Consider the following 16209-nt stretch of genomic DNA (forward strand, 5'->3'; position numbering starts at 1 on the left):
GAGGAAGAAGTCCTTGCGCTCGTCCAGCGCGATGACACTCTCGTCGAGGGCGTCGATGGCCTGCAGTGCCAGGCAGACTTCCTCGATGTACTGGTGGATCAGGTGCTTGGTGCCCAGGTTGGCGCGGCCATAGAGCACGGCCTTGCCCATGCCGGCGAGGTTGCCGTGGATACCCTCGTTGAGGACGAACATGAGGTTCGCGTAGGCGCCGGCGTTGCGCATGCCGCGCAGGCGCTCCATGCGCTATCGCACCGTGCGGTAATCGTAGTCGCTGGAAACTTCGTTGCCGCGCCAGTCGTCCATGCCGGTCGCGTGGTCGAGGGCGGCGGCGTGTTCCGCCCATTCCTGGTAGCTGTGGGCATGGTCCATCTTGTCGCTCAATTGCCGGACCGCTGACTTCTGCCTGAACATCGGGACTCTCCCTGTTCGCTGATGGATGACGGCGGCGCGCGGGGCGTCCCTGCTTTTCACGCGCCGCCGCAGTTTTACTCGGCGCTCGGCTCGGCCGGTTGCGAGGCGGGGCGCTTGCGCGGGGGCGCCGGGCGCTTCGTCGATTGGCTGGCCGCTTCGGCCCCGCGCTGGTGTGCCAGGGCCAGGTACTCCTCGGTCGATTCCTGAAGGCTTGCCATGTACACATCCATGTCCGGCAGCATCTGCCGGTCGGCCAGTACGCCGAGGATGATGTTGCCGTAGAGGCTGGTGATGCCGTGGCTCAGGCCCATGCCGTCGAACACCGGCACTATGGGGTAGGTGGCGAGGATCTCGGCGCCGGCGAAGTACTTCTTCTCCGCGCCGTTGGTCGGGCCCGGCACGTTGGTGATCAGGGTGTTCTGCAGGTGGAAGCGGCTCACGTAGCGGACCTGGTTCTGCAGCCAGCCGCCGAGCATGCGCATCGGCGCGGGCAGCACTTCGCCCATGGAGGTGATCAGCTCGTGCATCACTTCCTTGGCCAGCGGTGCGCCGCGCTGGGTGCGCTCGGTGATGGCCTGCAGGCGCAGTTGCGGATCGGCCATGTCGGTACCCATGCCGATCAGCATCATGGAGATCAGGTTGCCCATGTCGCGCCGGGCGCTTTCCGGACGCATCGCCACCGGGCACAGGGCGACCAGCGATTGCTCCACCGGCAGCGCCTCGCGGCGCAGCAGGTAGCGCCGTAGCCCCCCGGCGATGATGGCGATGATCACGTCGTTCAGGGTGGCGCCCTCGGCGCAGCGGCGGATCTGCTTGAGATCGGCGATCGGCCATTGGGTGGCGCCATAGCTGCGGTGTGGAGAAATCTGCGCGTTGAACAGCGTGCTGGGCACACGGTTCTGGTCCGGGCTGGCATCGCCGCGCAGCTGGGCCGCCAGTTGCAGGCTCTTGCGCGCGATGCTGAGGCTGGCCTTGGCGCTGCGCAGGGACTGGCCGAGCAGGCGCGGGACGGTCTTGGCCCACATCTGGGTGCGGGTGGGCAGGCGGTCGCTGACCGGCTGGCGGTAGGTGTTCTCGTCAAAGTCGATCTGGTCGTCCATCAGCAGGGTGGTGATCTCCACCCCCGACTTGCCATCGACATAGGCGTGGTGCAGCCGCAGCAGGAGCGCAAAGCTTCCCGGCGGCACGCCCTCGACGTTGTTCAGACCCTCGATGACGGTGATTTCCCAGGGGGCCCGTTCCATGTCCAGGGTCCGCGACATCGCCCGGGCGGTGAAGATGCACAGTTGCCGCCAGTCGCCCGGTTGCGGCAGGCCGACATGGCGAATGTGGTACTCCAGGTCGAAGTTCTTGTCTTCCAGCCAGTAGGGGTCGTCGAGCCGCAGCGGCGCGTGTTGCAGGCGGCGGCGGAACAGCGAGGTGCTGCTCAGGCGGCTGTTGATGTAGCGGATGATGTCCTTGTGCCGGACCAGGCCATTGGGTGCGGAGTTCTGATCGCAGATCCACAGGCCGCCGATGACCATCGGCTGATGGGGGGCATCGGAGTAGAAGAACTGTGCATCCATGGGGGTAAGTTGCTTCATGCCTTGTGTCCTGTGTCGAAGTGGCTCGCGTCAGGGAGTGACGATGTTGAACTGGGGAGCGGGGGTGTCGATCATTCCCAGGAAGACGCCCAGGGCCTTGCCGTCGCCGTCGAGCTTGATGTCGCCCTGTTTGATGGCGGTGGGGAAGTCCAGTTTGCGCAGGCTGATCTGGTCCAGCGTGGCCTTGGCCAGGGTGATGGTCACCGTGGGGCTGGCGTTCTTCTCGTTATCACGGTGGGTGAGTACGCCGTTACGCAGGGTCACGGCGTAGTCCTTGCCCAGATCGCTGAATACCCAATTCATCACCATGTCGTGGCCCTGGGCTTTATCCGAATCCAGGCGGATCGCCAGGAAATCGAAGAACTGTCCCGGCTCCATGCTTCTCACCACATCGGCCTTGGTGGCACCAGCGTCGTACTGCGGTACGCCGTTGCGCAGCTCCATGGCGCCCGTCAGGTAAATGTTGCGCCATAGGGCGTTCTCGGACTGGTAGCCCAATTGCTCCAGGGCATCGGCCTGCAGCTTCTTCGCCTCTTCGTTCTGCGGCTGGGCGAAGACCAGGTGGTTGCCCAAGGTGGCGGCCCAGCGATAGTCGCCCTGGTCGATGGCAGCGCGGATCAGCTTGATGACGGCATCGGCACCGCCCATCGCGTCGACGTAATGGGTGCCCGCATCCACCGGCGTCAGCGGGTCGAGGTTGGCCGGGTTGCCATCATAGAAGCCCAGGTAGCGTTGGTAGACGGCGCGGGAGTTGTGGCTGAGCGAGCCGTAGTAACCGCGGGTGTACCACTTCTTCTCCAGGTCGCCCGGCAGCTTGTCCATCTTCTGGGCGATCTCGGTAGAGGTCAGGCCCTGGTTCATCAGGTGGACGGTACGGTCATTGAGGAAGGCGTACATGTCGCGCTGGTCGGCCAGCAGCGTACGGATGCGCTCACCGCCCCAGGTCGGCCAGTTGTGCGAGACGAACATCACGTCGGTCTTGTCGCCGTAGCGTTCCAGGCTGGCGTCCAGGTATTGCGACCAGGCCTTGGCGTCGCGCACCAGCGCGCCGCGCGGTGTGAGAATGTTATGCATCATCTGCGTGCTGTTCTCGGACATGCACAGCGCGCGATGTTGTGGGAAGTAGAAGTTCATTTCCGCCGGCGCTTCGGTGCCGGGGGTGAGCTGGAACTCGATCTCGATGTCGCCGACGGTGTGGGTTTCGTATTCCTTCTGGATCAGGTCGGTCGGCGCGATCAGGGTGAAGGTGCCGCCCGAGGGCAGCGCCTTGCCCATGCCGACGTCGACCTGGCCACGCTCGCCTCGCGGCAGGAAGGTACCGAACTGATACTGTGAGCGGCGGCTCATGGCGTTGCCGGCGAAGATATTCTCGCTGATGGCGTGTTCCATGAAGCCCGATGGCGCGAAGATCTTCACCTTGCCGCTCTTCACGTCGGCCTCGTCGACGACGCCACGCACGCCGCCGAAGTGATCACCATGGCTGTGGCTGTAGCCTACGCCGATGATGGGTTTCTTCGGCCGGTGCTGGTAGTACAGGTCCAGTGCATTGCGCGCGGTTTCCGCATAGGTCAGCGGGTCGATCACGAAGAGGCCGTCCTTGCCCTCGATGATGGTCATGTTGGACACGTCCATCCCGCGCAACTGGTAGATGCCGTCGGCCACCTGGAACAGGCCCGCATGGTTGTTCAACTGGGCCGTGCGCCAGAGGCTCGGGTTGACCGTCTCCGGCGCTTCGTCCTTGTAGAGGAAGTCGTGGGCCTGGCTATCCCAAATCACCTTGCCGGCGGCGTTCTTCACCTGTCCCTTGAAGGGCGCGATCAGGCCGCGGGTGACCGACTCGTAGTCGGTACGGTCACTGAACGGCAGCACCTTCAATACCGCGGCGTTCTTCTGCGCGGTGATCGGGCTGGCCGGCTGGTTGCCGTTGGGTTCGTCGGCGCGCAGCGGCAGGCTGATGCCAACAGCGATCGCGCCGGCCAGCAGGGTATGGGGCAGGTAGCGGGTGATCCGGGCCTTCATGGCTGACTCCGTGTTCTTGTTCTGGTGTTCGACTGAGTGCGTGACGGCTGCGTGAGGTGGCGGTTATTGCAGGTTCCCGGCCACGGCGACGGTTTGCGCGGTGATGTAGTTCGACTCCGGCGAGCAGAACAGGTACACGGCGTCGGCCGCTTCCTGCACCGTGCCTGGGCGCCCCAGTGGATTGCGCTGGGCGAACGATTTGGCGACCTCCGGGCTGATGCCCACCCGAATGTCGCGCCCGTCAATGCTTACCGTTGCGCCGGCATGGGCGTCGGCACGGGTCATGCGGGTCTCGATGAAGCCGAAGGCCACGGCGTTAACGTTGACCTTGAAACGCCCCCACTCGCGGGCCAGTGCGCGGGTCATGCCGGCCACGCCGGCCTTGGCGCCGCTGTAGTTGAGCTGGCCGGCATTGCCGTTGAGGGCCGACACCGAGGAGATGTTCACCACCTTGCGGAACACTTCTTTACCGGCCTCGGCCTCGGCCTGGGCCTGCGCCTTGATGATCGGATAGGCCGCGCGGAAGATGCGGAAGGGCGCGGTCATGTGGCAGTCGAGAATGGCGTACCACTGCTCGTCGCTCATCTTCTGCACCACATCGTCCCAGGTGTAGCCGGCGTTGTTGACGATGATATCGATGGCCTTGAAGTGCTCCATCGCGGTGCGGATGTAGCGCTCGGCGAAGTCCGGTGCGCTGACGTTGCCGTGGCAGATCGCTGCCTGGCCGCCCAGGTCGCGGATCATCGCGGCGGTTTCCTGCGCGGGCTCCAGATCCAGGTCATTGATCACAATGCGCGCGCCTTCGCTGGCCAGCTTCAGGGCGATGGCCTGGCCGATGCCGCGTCCGGAACCGGTGACCAATGCCACCTTGCCGTCGAGTTTTGCCATGTGCTTGTTCCTCACTGCAGGGCGACGATGGCGTCGCCGACGATCTTGGTTTCGCCGTATTGGTTGGCGGTCTGGATTTCCAGCTTCACGCGACGCTCGCCTTCGGCCTCGAACTTCTCCACCACCTTGCCGGTGCAGGTGAGCTGGTGGCCGAGATGGGTGATGCCGGCGAAGCGCACGCCGAAGCCGCGCAACTGGCGCTGGTCGACCCACTGGGTGAGCAGCCGGCCCAGATAGGCCATGGACAGCATGCCGTGGGCGAACACGTCGACCATGCCGGCTTTGCGGGCATAGTCGATGTCGATGTGGATCGGGTTGTGATCGCCCGAGGCCCCGGCGAACAGCGCCAGGGTGGTGCGGTTGATCGGTGCCAGGGTCAGCGGCGGCAGGCTGTCGCCAACCTGGACGGAATCGAAGCGGATTGTGCTCATGGGTGGTCTCCGGTTCAGCCGTTGCGGTGGACGAGGGTGGTGCGCAGGGTTGCCACGTGCTCGCCGCGCTGGTTGGTCACCTTCGATTCGCGCACCACGAAGCTCAGTGCGCCGCCTTTCTTGTCGTAGATGTCGGTGATGCGCACGTCGTAGTGCAGGGTGTCACCGGCGTAGGCCATGCGCTGGTAGGTGAAGGACTCTTCGCCGTGCAGGATGCGCGAGGAAATGATGCCCAGCTCATCGCGCCAGGCCTGGTTCGGCATCTGGAAGGCAAGGGAGAACAGAAAGGTCGGCGGCAGCGGCAGGGCGGGGTGTCCCGCGTCGCGTGCAGCCTGCTCGTCGAGATAGATCGGGTTGGTTTCGCCGATGCTCTTGGCGAAGAAGCGCAACTGGCCAGCTTCGGCGGTAGCGCTGAAGGACGGCAGGACTTTGCCGATGTGTTTCTTGTCGATCATCTGGTAGGCGCTCCGACGTCAGTTCTTCTGGTACACGGTGACCACCCCGGCACCACCCAGGCCGAGGTTGTGCTGCACGGCGATGCGGGCGTTCGCCACCTGGCGATCACCGGCGCTGCCGCGCAACTGGTGGGTCAGCTCGTAGCATTGCGCTAGGCCGGTAGCGCCCAGCGGGTGGCCCTTGGAGAGCAGACCGCCGGACGGATTGACCACCCACTTGCCGCCATAGGTGTTGTCGCCGTCGGCGACCAGCTTGGCGCCTTCGCCCTCGGCGCACAGGCCAAGGCCTTCGTAGGTCAGCAGTTCGTTCTGGGCGAAGCAGTCGTGCAGTTCGATGACGTCGATATCGTTCACGCCGATGCCGGCCTGCGCGTAGGCCTGCTGTGCGGCGAGGCGGGTGACCTCGAAGCCGACCACGCGGATCATGTCGCGCGTTTCGAAGGAGGCGGGGATGTCAGTGGCCATGGACTGGCCGGCGATCAGTACGTCGGTGCGCAGGCCATGTTTTTTCGCGAAAGCTTCGGAGACCACAATGGCCGCAGCGGCGCCGCAGGTGGGCGGGCAGGCCATCAGGCGGGTCAGCACGCCGGGCCAGAGCACCACGTCGTTCATCACCTGCTCGGTGGTGACCACGTTGCGGAACACCGCCAACGGGTTGCGTGCGGCGTGGCGGCTGGCCTTGGCACGGATGGCGGCGAAGGTTTCCAGCTTGGTGCCGTACTTCTGCATGTGCGCGCGGCCCGCACCGGCGAACTGGCGAATGGCGTTGCTCGGTACATCGACACCGGTCACCAGTTCGCTGACGACGGCGTTGGCGCGCTCCAGCGCTGCCGGGCGGTCCGTCCAGGCGGACTTCAGGGCGCCGGGGTTCATCTGCTCGAAACCGACCGCCAGCGCGCAGTCCACCGCGCCGCTGGCGACAGCCTGGCGGGCGAGGAACAGGGCGGAAGAACCGGTGGCGCAGTTGTTGTTGACGTTGAGTACCGGAATGCCGGTCATGCCGGCGTGGTACACGGCTTTCTGGCCACAGCAGGAGTCGCCATAGACGTAGCCGGCGTAGGCCTGTTGCACCAGGCGATAGTCGATGCCGGCATCGCTCAGCGCCTGTTGGATCGCCTGGGCCGCCATGACGTCATAGAAGTCGCTGGTGCCGGGTTTCTTGAACTGGATCATGCCGACGCCGGCGACGAATGCTTTCTGGCTCATGGTTGTTGCCCTTGTGTGATCAGAGCTTGCGCGAGATGAGTTCACGCATGACTTCGCTGGTGCCGCCGTAGATGCGGTTGACGCGCATGTCGACGAAGGCGCGGGCCACCGGGTACTCGAGCATGTAGCCGTAGCCGCCATGCAGCTGGACCATCTCGTCCAGCGCCTTGCCCAGGGTTTCGGTGGCGAACAGCTTGGCGATCGCCGCCTCTTCCAGGGTCAGGCGGCGACGCATGTGCTCGCCCAGGTAGTGATCGATCATCAGGCGCACGGCGGTAGCCTGGGCCTTGATGTCGGCGAGCTTGAAGCGGGTGTTCTGGAAGTCCCAGACGGTCTGGCCGAAGGCCTTGCGGCTCTTCACGTATTCCAGGGTGTGTTCGAGCACGGTTTCCAGCCGGGCGGCGGCGGAGACGGCGATGGAGAAGCGCTCCTGCGGCAGTTCGCCCATCAGGTAGGCGAAGCCCTTGCCTTCCTCGCCCAGACGGTTGCCGACCGGTACGCGCACGTTGTCGAAGTACAGCTCGGCAGTGTCCTGGGCGTGCTGGCCGACCTTGTCCAGCTTGCGGCCACGCTGGAAGCCCGGTCGGTCGGTTTCCACCGCGATCAGGCTGATGCCCTTGGAGCCGGCGTCCGGGTCGGTCTTGCAGACCACGATGACCAGGTCGGCGGTCAAACCATTGCTGATGAAGGTCTTGCTGCCATTGATGACGTACTCGTCGCCGTCGCGGATGGCGCTGGTACGCACCGCCTTGAGGTCGCTGCCGGTGCCCGGTTCGGTCATGGCGATGGCGAGAATCAGCTCCCCGGAGCAGGCACCGGGCAGCCAGCGCTGTTTCTGCTCTTCGCTGCCGCAGCGGGCGATATAGGGGGCAATGATGTCCGAGTGCATGCCCAGGCCGTTGCCGGACAGCCCGGCCCGGTTGAACTCCTCGTTGTACACCGCGCTATGGCCGAAATCGCCGCCGCCGCCGCCGTATTCCACGGGCAGAGTGATGCACAGCAGCCCTTCGCGGCCGGCCTTCAGCCAGATATCGCGGTCCCATTGCCCTGCCTGGTTCCAGGCTTCCTGGCGTGGCACGCATTCGCGCTCGAAAAAGCGTCGCACCGTGGTGCGGAAGATCTCATGGTCGTCGCGGAAGACGCTGCGCTCGATATGCACGGAAGGCTCCTGACTGCCCGACCGGCGCCGCCGGTCACTGTTGTCGTGTTGCGCGAAAGGGCGCGATGGTTCGTTACGTTAGGGGTGGGCGCCGGGTGGCTACTCCACCCAGGCTGGGTGGCTCAGTCGCGGTCCCAGTCGTAGCGCGACGGCTCGCCGCGCAGGAAGGCGGAGACTGCTTCGTCGTGATAAGGCGCAGTGGAGGCGACGCCCTGGGCCAGGCCTTCCAGTTCGGCCATGGCGTTCCAGTTCGTCTCGTAGCTTTGGTTGAGCAGGCGCTTGCTCATGGCGATGGCATCGCGGGGCGAGGTCAGGAAACGGCGGGCCAGACATTGAGCCGCGGCGGGCAGTTCTTCCTGGGTGTGGATCGAATGAACGATGCCCAATTCGCGGGCTTCTTCGATCGAGACGCGGCGGGCGCTGAACAGCAATTCCTTGGCCTTCTGTAGGCCGACCGCTCGGGGCAGTGTGTAGAGCGCGCCGGAGTCCGGCACCAGGCCGAGCTTGGCGAAGGGCATGCAGAACGAGGCGCGGTTGGAGGCGACGATGAAATCCGCCAGCAGGGCAATGGCGAATCCGGCGCCGTAGGCCGGCCCGTCGACGGCGGCAATCACCGGGATCTCCAGGCCGCGCAGACGTTCCAGCCAGCCATGCAGGCGACGGATGCGCAGGCGCATGGCATTGGCCGAGTTGACTTCCGGGTCGGTACTGACCTGGCGTTCCTTCAGCGACTTGATATCGCCACCGGCGCAGAAGCTGCCGCCGGAGCCGGTGATGATCAGCGCGCGCAGGCTACGGTCGGCTTCCACGCGGTCGAGCATGTCGGCGTAGTCTTCGCGCAGGTCCAGCGAGAGTGCGTTGCGCGCGGCGGGTTTCTGGTGGGTGAAGGTGGCGATGCCGTCGGCAATGGCCAGCTGGGACTCGCGAAACTCGATCACTTCGGTGCTCATGGCGGATCCTCGGGAAAGGTTCCAGCCATGCTCGGCTGCGTTGCAGCCGACGCCGCCACCCGTTGCGGGTGGCGGCGCGGTGGGGTCAGCGGTTGGCGTCTTCGGCAGTCTCCGCATCCCGCAGGCGGGCCACGGCTTCGTCGCGGCTGCCGACGCCAAGCTTGCTGTAGATGTGCCGCAGGTGCCATTTCACCGTTTCATGGGAAAGGCCCAGTGCACGGGCAATCTTCTTGTTCGGCAGGGCCTGGGCCAGTAGGCGCAGCACCTCGAGTTCGCGCTCGCTGAGCGGTTCCATGCCAGCGCCCAATTGCAGGCCGGTGGTTCGGGTTACGGGATCTGCACAGGCCTGTATGGCCGGTGCGCGGCGTGTGCCGCGCAAGCGTTCGACGTAGAACGCCAGCAGGGGGTCCAGCGGGTGGTCGCGGGTCAGTGTTTCGATCAGCTCCAGCGCATCGGGATGGGCGTCGATCACGCTGCGCAATTGGCCGTAGCGCTGGGCGACGCGTAGCAGGGCGAGGACCTTTTCCCCGGCCTGCTCGGTCTGTCCGCGCTGGGCGTCGAAGACCGCGCTGAGCATTTTCAAACGGGTTACCGCCAGTTGCCGACCGTCCTGTTCGCCGGCCGCGATCATGCGGTTCAGGCGCAGGTTGGCACTGTGCAGGTCGCCGTGGGCTGCGTCCCAGCGTACGTGGGCATTCTCGACGATGATGAAGATGTCCTTGAGGTGCCGGGTGGCGGCGTCGGGATGGCGCGCGGCGATTGTGTCCAGGCGCGCCAGTTTGGTCTCGGCGGCGACCACTTCGCCCAGCAGCAGGTGCCAGTGCACCTGCCAGACCAGCGCGTGGGCCATGAGCCGGTCGAGCTTGTTGCGGCGGCCGTATTCCTCCAGGTGCTCGAGATAGGCGAAGGCTTCGCGGCGGTTGCCGGCGACCCAGTGCGCCTTGCCCAGTACCTCCAGGGCGCGCAGGACCGAGTCGGGAATCGAGATGCGCTCCAGAACATCGATCTGCGGCTCCAGCAGGGCCAGCGCGGCTTCGATTTCATTGCTTTCGTAGAGCGTGTCGCCCAGCAGGGCGGTGGCCAGGTGCAGCGCGTCCGCGCAGGAGCGGCCGTGGCGCTGCGCTTCGTAGATGACCTCGCGGTAGATGCGCTCTGCCTGGCTGATCTGGCCTTCCATCGCCAGGCTCAGGCCGATCAGGCAGCGGCCCTGCAGCGTCCCGCCGGCGGTGCCGAGCAACGGCGCACCATTGACCAGCAGGGGCGGGCGATCCAGCTGTACCTGCCGCGCCCGCTCGTATTCGCCGCGGTTCATGTACAGCCAGGAGAGGATATTCAGGCTGCCGCCGAGCATCACCGAGTTGACGCCCGGTGGCGGGTTGAGCAGCTGTGGCAGGATAGCCAGTGCCTCATCGGTGTCGTCGCGCTGCACCGCCAGCACGGCACGCAGCATCGCGAGGCGGAAGCGTGAATCGTCGTCATCGACCGGCAGGTCTCGCTCCAGGCTGGAGATGCTGTTCTCGCAGGCATTGAAGTCGCGGGCGAAAACCTGCATGCGTGCCAGCAGCAGGCGCAGGCGGATGCTGGTCTGGATCTGCTCCCTGGGCAGCAGGCGCGCCAGTTCGATGAGGATACGCAGGTCGCCCTGGGCATACAGCGCCTCGAGCTGATCCTCGACCAGTTGCGCGGCCATCGCGGCCTGGCCGCCGGCTACGGCATGGCGGACGGCCTCGACCAGTTGCCCGCGATCACGCTGCCATTGCCAGGCGCGACTGTGTACCGCACTTTGCTGCTGGGCGGGCAGGCGGGCGAAGAGGCCGAGGAGCGTTTCCCGCAGCAGAGGGTGCAGGCGATACCAGTTTTCCTGATCGGGAGTCTCCAGAGCAATCAGGAACAGGTTGTCCTGCTCCAGGCGCGAGAGCAGTTCCACGGCCTCGGCAATGGCCTCCGGGCGATCGACGAGTGCTGCGCACAGGCTGGGGCAGAAGCGATTGCACACGGCGGTGTGCAGGAGCAATTCGACATCGTCGGGTTGCAGACGAGCCAGCACGGCCGATTCGAAATAGCTGGCGAAGGCCTGGTGGTCGCGCAAGGGAGATGGCGAGCCGTTGCTGCTCTGGGATGGCTTGCGCCGGCTGGCGGCGAGCAGTTGCAGGCCGGCGATCCAGCCGTCGGTCAATTCATGGATCTCACGTATCTCATCGGTAGCCAGTTCGCCCAGTTGCTGCTGCAGGAACTGCCGGGTTTCCTCCAGGGTGAAGCTCAGGTCGCGGAGATCCAGCTCCAGGACCTGTCCCTGGCTGCGCAGGCGGGCAAGCGACAGCGGCACCGCGCTGCGAGTGCCGAGCACCAGGTGCAGGTTGCTCGGCGCGTAGTCGAGCAGCCATTGCAGAGCCTGGTGGATGCCAACGTCGGTCAGGCTGTGCAGGTCGTCGAGCACCAGCACCACTTCGCGCTGGCTGCTGGCGACGCCCTGCACCAGCGTGATGATGGTGCGCTCCACCGATTCGCTGTCGAATCCGTGAGCCTCCATCAGGGACGCGTGCTGCACCATCTGCAGGTCGATCTGCGCCAGGCTGCCCAGCAGGTAGTCGATGAAGCGACCCAGGTCGTTGTCCTCCGGGCCCAGGCTCAGCCACGCGACTTCGAAACCCAGCGAGAGCAACTGCTGGCGGCAGGCGAGCAGGAGGGTGGTCTTGCCCCAGCCGGCAGGGCCCTTGATCACCGTGCAGCGACGCCGGCGGTTTTCCACCAGTTGCTGCAGCAGGCGGTCGCGACTGATGGTGCGGCTGCCGCTACGGGGAGGGATCAGCTTCGAGCGATCCAGGGCCGTGGTCAGTGCCGGTTCGTGGGGGCGGTCGTGCGGAGCTGAGACGTTTGTTGTTGTGCTGCTTGGCTTGTCCATGGCGCTTCCGAGGCAGTTTCATGCGCCCGCGATTGTTTTCAGTGTAGGCGGGCGTCGATCAGAGCATGCCCCAGTTGCCACGCTCTTCACCAGAGGCCTTCGGGAGCTCGATGACCGGGTGGAAGGCTGCCACCCAACGCGGGTGGCGGCCCCCGCGAGCCTGGAATGTTCCATTGATGAAAAGCCGCAAAGGCGCGGCATTGCCGAGGCGCGGGCCAATTGCGCTGCAGATCAATGGGACTACGTCGATGGGTGTGTTGAGCGGTATTCGAGTTCTGGAGTTCGAGGCCATAGGCCCGGCACCCTTCGCCACCATGCTGCTGGCCGACATGGGCGCGGACGTCATCCGCATCCACCGGCCACAGGCGCACAGCGACCTGGGGCCGAAGATGAGCGGGCCGAAGGTGGATATCACCGGTCGTGGCCGCCGCTCGGTCACGCTCGACCTGAAACTCCCGGAGGCGGCGGCTGTTGCTCTGGAACTGATGGAGCATGCCGACGTACTGATCGAGGGCTTCCGCCCCGGTACCCTGGAGCGCCTGGGGCTTGGCCCCGAGCAGGCATTTGCGCGCAATCCGAAGCTGGTCTACGGCCGCATGACCGGCTGGGGCCAGCACGGCCCCCTGGCTCAGCGCGCAGGGCATGACATCAATTACATCGCGCTGTCCGGGGTGCTTTCCGGTATCGGTCCGGTGGCCGGCCGGCCCGTGCCGCCATTGAACCTGCTGGGCGACTACGGCGGTGGTGGCATGCTGCTGGCCATGGGCGTGCTGGCGGCGCTGGTCAATGTGCTGCGCGGCGGTGTCGGCCAGGTGGTGGATGCTGCCATGGCCGAAGGCGCCGCCCAGCTTGGCTCGGTGATCTGGGGGCTGCTGGCCTCCGGCAACTGGCGCGAGGAGCGCGGCAGTAATCTGCTGGATGGCGGTGCGCCCTGGTACGACACCTATCGCACCCTGGATGGGGGCTACATGGCCATCGGTCCAGTGGAGTCGCGCTTCTATGCGGAGCTGCTGGCCAAGCTTGGCCTCGATCCGGCCCAGTTGCCGCCGCAGCATGATCGCCAAGGCTGGCCGCGCCTGCGCGAGGCCTTCATGCAGGCGTTCCTCCAGCGGCCCCGTGAGCAATGGTGCGAGATTTTCGCCGACAGCGATGCCTGCGTGGCGCCGGTGCTGGGGTTCACTGAGGCCGCCGAGCATCCTCATGCGCAAGCCCGAGGCAGCTTCATGCAGATCAATGGCGTGGTGCAGCCGGCGCCGGCGCCGCGTTTCCTCGGCACTCCCGGTTCCGTTCCGAAGCCCGCACCGGCGCGTGGTGAGGGCGGGCTCAGCGCGTTGCGCGACTGGGGGCTGACCGATGAGCGGATCGACCGCCTGCGCCAGGGCGGATTGGGCATGAGTGCCTGACCGTCTTTGCATCCCCACGACCCGAATCGACAAGAAGAGACAGCCATGTCCAACGCCTACATCCTTTCCCCCGTGCGCACGCCCATCGGCAAGTTTGGCGGTGCGCTGGCCTCCGTGCCGGCGGCGAACCTCGCCGCGCTGGTCCTGCAGGAGGTGCTGCGGCGCACCGGCGTGGATGCCGCGCAGGTCGACGAAGCGATAGTCGCGCAGTCCTACCAGTCCAGCGAGGCACCCTGCATGGGGCGCTACGCGGCGTCACTGGCGGGGTTGCCGGACGAGGTAGCCGGCTACACCGTGGATCGTCGCTGCGGCTCCGGCCTGCAGGCAGTGATAGACGCCGCCATGCAGGTTCAGACCGGCGCTGCCGACTGCCTGCTGGTGGCCGGCGTCGAGAGCATGAGCAATATCGAGTACTACAGCACCAGCATGCGCTGGGGCGCGCGGCTGGGTGACGTGAAGCTGCACGATCGCCTGGATCGCGGGCGGGTCAATTCGCAACCGGTCAGCCGCTACGGCGAGTGCTCCGGCGGTGCGGTCGAAACCGCCGAGAACCTGGTGCGAGACTACGGCATCAGCCGTGAAGCCTGCGACCGCTGGGCCGTGGGCAGCCACCAGAAAGCCGCCGCAGCCTGGAGCCAGGGCCGCTTCGATGCCGAGGTGATGCCAGTGGCAGTGCCGCAGCGTCGAGGGGAGCCACTGGTGGTCAAGCGCGATGAGGGCATTCGCGAAGACGCCAGTTACGAGGCGCTGGCCAAGCTATCCCCGATCATCAAGGGTGGCACCGTCACCGCCGGTAGTGCCAGCCAGCAGAACGATGCGGCGGCGGGGTGCCTGGTGGTGTCCGAGCGCTTTGTCATCCAGAACGACCTGCGCCCGATGGCGCGCTTCGCTGGCTGGGCCTCGGCCGGCTGTCACCCGCTGCGCATGGGCATCGGTCCGGTACCGGCGGTGGCCAAACTGCTGAAGCGACTGAACCTCGAGATGGCGGACATGGGCCTGATCGAGGTCAACGAGGCCTTCGCCGGCCAGGTGCTCGCCGTGCTGCGCGAATGGCAGCTCGAGGACGATCCGCGCATCAATGTCAACGGTTCCGGGATTTCCCTGGGCCACCCGATCGGCGCCACCGGCCTGCGCATCATGACCTCGCTGCTCCACGAGATGCAGCGCAGCAAAGTCCGTTACGGCCTGGAAACCATGTGCATCGGCGGCGGGCAGGGGCTTGCCGCGGTGTTCGAACGCGTCTGAAGCCAAGGAGCTCCCATGAGTGCACACCACGAGGCGACACCCAGCGTCGCCGAACAACCCTGGCGCGAGCGAGATGGCCGTGTGGTTCTGCTCGCCAGCCGGCGTGCCGGCCATGCTGGCCTGCACTTTCCACCGCTACCGGAAACCTCGCCACTGTGCGAGGGCGGCGAACTGGTCGAACTGGATTCCACGCCGCGCCTGTACAGCTTCACCGTCGTGCATTTCAGCCCGAAGGCGAACAAGCCGCCGCAGCCGCTCGGCTTGGCTGACTTCCCCGAGGGCCTGCGGGTGTTCGCCCGCCTGGACTATCCCGCCGGGCGCCAGCCACGTATCGGTGAGGCGCTGAGCCTGTGCCTGGTGGAGTCCGACAGCGGCCCGATCTACGCCTTCCGTCCGCAGGAGGACGCATGAACAAGCCCGTCTACATCTCCGGCGTGGCGATGACGCCGTTTGGCCGTCCGAACGCCTCCATGCAGGACCTCACCCAGCAGGCTGTATTGCAGGCCCTGACCGACGCTGGCGTCGAGCTGCACGAGCCGCAGGCGTTCTATGCGTGCAACGTCTTCGGCGGCATGGTCCTGGGCCAGGTACTGCTGCGTGATCTCGGGCTTTCCGGCCTGCCGATCTACAACGTCGAAAACGCCTGCGCCAGCGGTGCCACTGGCGTGCATCTGGCCTGCCATGCGCTGCAGGCGGGTATCTACGACACTGTGGTGGTGTTCGGCGTGGAGAAGCTCACCGCCTTGGGCGGCGGGACCATTCCGCTGCAGCGCAACGACTACATGACCGAGCTCTATGCCCGTGCCGGCATGGCGTTGCCGGCGATCTACGCCATGCGCGCCACCCGCTACCTGCACGAATTCGGCGTGAGCGCCGACGTGTTGGGCGAGGTGGCGGTGAAGAACCGGCGCCATGGTGCGCTCAATCCCTACGCGCAGACCCGTACCGAGGTATCCCTCGATGAGGTGATGAACTCGCGGATGGTCTTCGATCCGCTGACGCTGCTGCAGTGCTGCCCGTCAGCGGTGGACGGCGCGGCAGCGCTGGTGCTGACCACTCGCAAGCCGCAGCAGGCGCGCCCGGTACGGGTGATGGCCTCGGTGATCCAGTCCGGCCGTGCCGAGGAACCGGATGACGACATCCTGTCAGCCGAGATCACCGCCCGCGCCGCCACGCTGGCCTATCAGCAGGCGGGCGTGAAGCCGGCCGAAATCGATGTCATCGAGTTGCACGACGCCTTCAGCATCGCCGAACTCATCTACTACAACGCCCTGGGTCTGTGCGGCCGCGGTGAGGCTCACGAGCTGCTGAAAAGCGGTGCCACCAGCCTGGGTGGCAAGACAGTGGTGAACCCCTCCGGCGGCCTGCTCGCCAAGGGCCACCCACTGGGCGCCACCGGCGTCGCACAGATGGTCGAGGCGGTCTGGCAGCTGCAACAGCGTGCCGGCGAACGCCAGGCCGATGGCGCCGAGCTGGCGCTGACCCAATGCACCGGCGGCGGCATTGCCGGCGTCGATCACGCGGCGTCCGCCGTACACATTCTGGGTGTTTGAGGAA

Annotated in this window: 13 protein-coding genes and 1 pseudogene; 4 read left to right on the forward strand and 10 right to left on the reverse strand. The window is 66.0% G+C overall.

Annotated elements, in window-relative coordinates; genetic code table 11:
• Positions 1 to 3: 3 nt before the first annotated feature.
• The 10 genes and pseudogenes from GJV37_RS29510 to GJV37_RS10965 all read right to left on the reverse strand — a co-directional run.
• A pseudogene (locus GJV37_RS29510) lies at positions 4 to 411 on the reverse strand (DUF3336 domain-containing protein); the annotation flags it as partial.
• Positions 412 to 485: 74 nt separating this feature from the next.
• Positions 486 to 1994, reverse strand: a complete 1509-nt coding sequence (locus tag GJV37_RS10925) for a wax ester/triacylglycerol synthase family O-acyltransferase (RefSeq protein ID WP_170858643.1) — start codon at positions 1992 to 1994, stop codon at positions 486 to 488.
• 30 nt (positions 1995 to 2024) lie between these two features.
• Positions 2025 to 4013: an alkyl/aryl-sulfatase gene (locus GJV37_RS10930; RefSeq protein ID WP_193452451.1), complete on the reverse strand. Its 1989-nt coding sequence runs from the start codon at positions 4011 to 4013 to the stop codon at positions 2025 to 2027.
• 63 nt (positions 4014 to 4076) lie between these two features.
• Complete coding sequence (locus GJV37_RS10935) at positions 4077 to 4901, reverse strand: SDR family NAD(P)-dependent oxidoreductase (protein WP_038803182.1); 825 nt, start codon at positions 4899 to 4901, stop codon at positions 4077 to 4079.
• An 11-nt stretch (positions 4902 to 4912) separates the two neighbouring features.
• A complete protein-coding gene (locus tag GJV37_RS10940; RefSeq protein ID WP_193452452.1) occupies positions 4913 to 5332 on the reverse strand; it encodes a MaoC family dehydratase in 420 nt (139 codons plus the stop codon).
• A gap of 14 nt (positions 5333 to 5346) precedes the next feature.
• Entirely contained in the window at positions 5347 to 5787 is a 441-nt protein-coding gene (locus GJV37_RS10945) for a MaoC family dehydratase N-terminal domain-containing protein (protein ID WP_037009498.1), read from the reverse strand.
• Positions 5788 to 5805: 18 nt separating this feature from the next.
• A complete protein-coding gene (locus GJV37_RS10950; RefSeq protein WP_193452453.1) occupies positions 5806 to 6993 on the reverse strand; it encodes a lipid-transfer protein in 1188 nt (395 codons plus the stop codon).
• Between the two features lie 19 nt (positions 6994 to 7012).
• Positions 7013 to 8152, reverse strand: a complete 1140-nt coding sequence (locus GJV37_RS10955) for an acyl-CoA dehydrogenase family protein (protein ID WP_024762806.1) — start codon at positions 8150 to 8152, stop codon at positions 7013 to 7015.
• A gap of 122 nt (positions 8153 to 8274) precedes the next feature.
• Positions 8275 to 9102 carry an enoyl-CoA hydratase/isomerase family protein gene (locus tag GJV37_RS10960; protein WP_084357722.1) on the reverse strand — a complete coding sequence of 276 codons (828 nt, stop codon included), beginning with the start codon at positions 9100 to 9102 and terminating at the stop codon, positions 8275 to 8277.
• An 85-nt stretch (positions 9103 to 9187) separates the two neighbouring features.
• Complete coding sequence (locus tag GJV37_RS10965; RefSeq protein WP_193452454.1) at positions 9188 to 12004, reverse strand: winged helix-turn-helix domain-containing protein; 2817 nt, start codon at positions 12002 to 12004, stop codon at positions 9188 to 9190.
• A gap of 248 nt (positions 12005 to 12252) precedes the next feature.
• On the opposite strand from GJV37_RS10965, the gene GJV37_RS10970 reads away from it, so the two are divergent.
• Genes GJV37_RS10970 through GJV37_RS10985 form a run of 4 tightly spaced genes read left to right on the forward strand, consistent with a single transcriptional unit; the run spans position 12253 to position 16205 of the window.
• Positions 12253 to 13407 carry a CaiB/BaiF CoA transferase family protein gene (locus GJV37_RS10970; protein WP_193452455.1) on the forward strand — a complete coding sequence of 385 codons (1155 nt, stop codon included), beginning with the start codon at positions 12253 to 12255 and terminating at the stop codon, positions 13405 to 13407.
• 45 nt (positions 13408 to 13452) lie between these two features.
• On the forward strand, positions 13453 to 14652 hold the full coding sequence (locus GJV37_RS10975; RefSeq protein ID WP_193452456.1) for an acetyl-CoA C-acetyltransferase: 1200 nt from the start codon (positions 13453 to 13455) through the stop codon (positions 14650 to 14652).
• A gap of 15 nt (positions 14653 to 14667) precedes the next feature.
• A complete protein-coding gene (locus tag GJV37_RS10980) occupies positions 14668 to 15063 on the forward strand; it encodes a Zn-ribbon domain-containing OB-fold protein (RefSeq protein ID WP_193452457.1) in 396 nt (131 codons plus the stop codon).
• Positions 15060 to 16205, forward strand: a complete 1146-nt coding sequence (locus GJV37_RS10985; RefSeq protein WP_193452458.1) for a thiolase family protein — start codon at positions 15060 to 15062, stop codon at positions 16203 to 16205. The genes GJV37_RS10980 and GJV37_RS10985 overlap by 4 nt, the downstream gene beginning before the upstream one ends.
• Positions 16206 to 16209: the final 4 nt, after the last annotated feature.

Origin of the sequence: Pseudomonas nitroreducens, assembly GCF_010994165.1 — a bacterium.
Classification (GTDB): domain Bacteria; phylum Pseudomonadota; class Gammaproteobacteria; order Pseudomonadales; family Pseudomonadaceae; genus Pseudomonas; species Pseudomonas nitroreducens.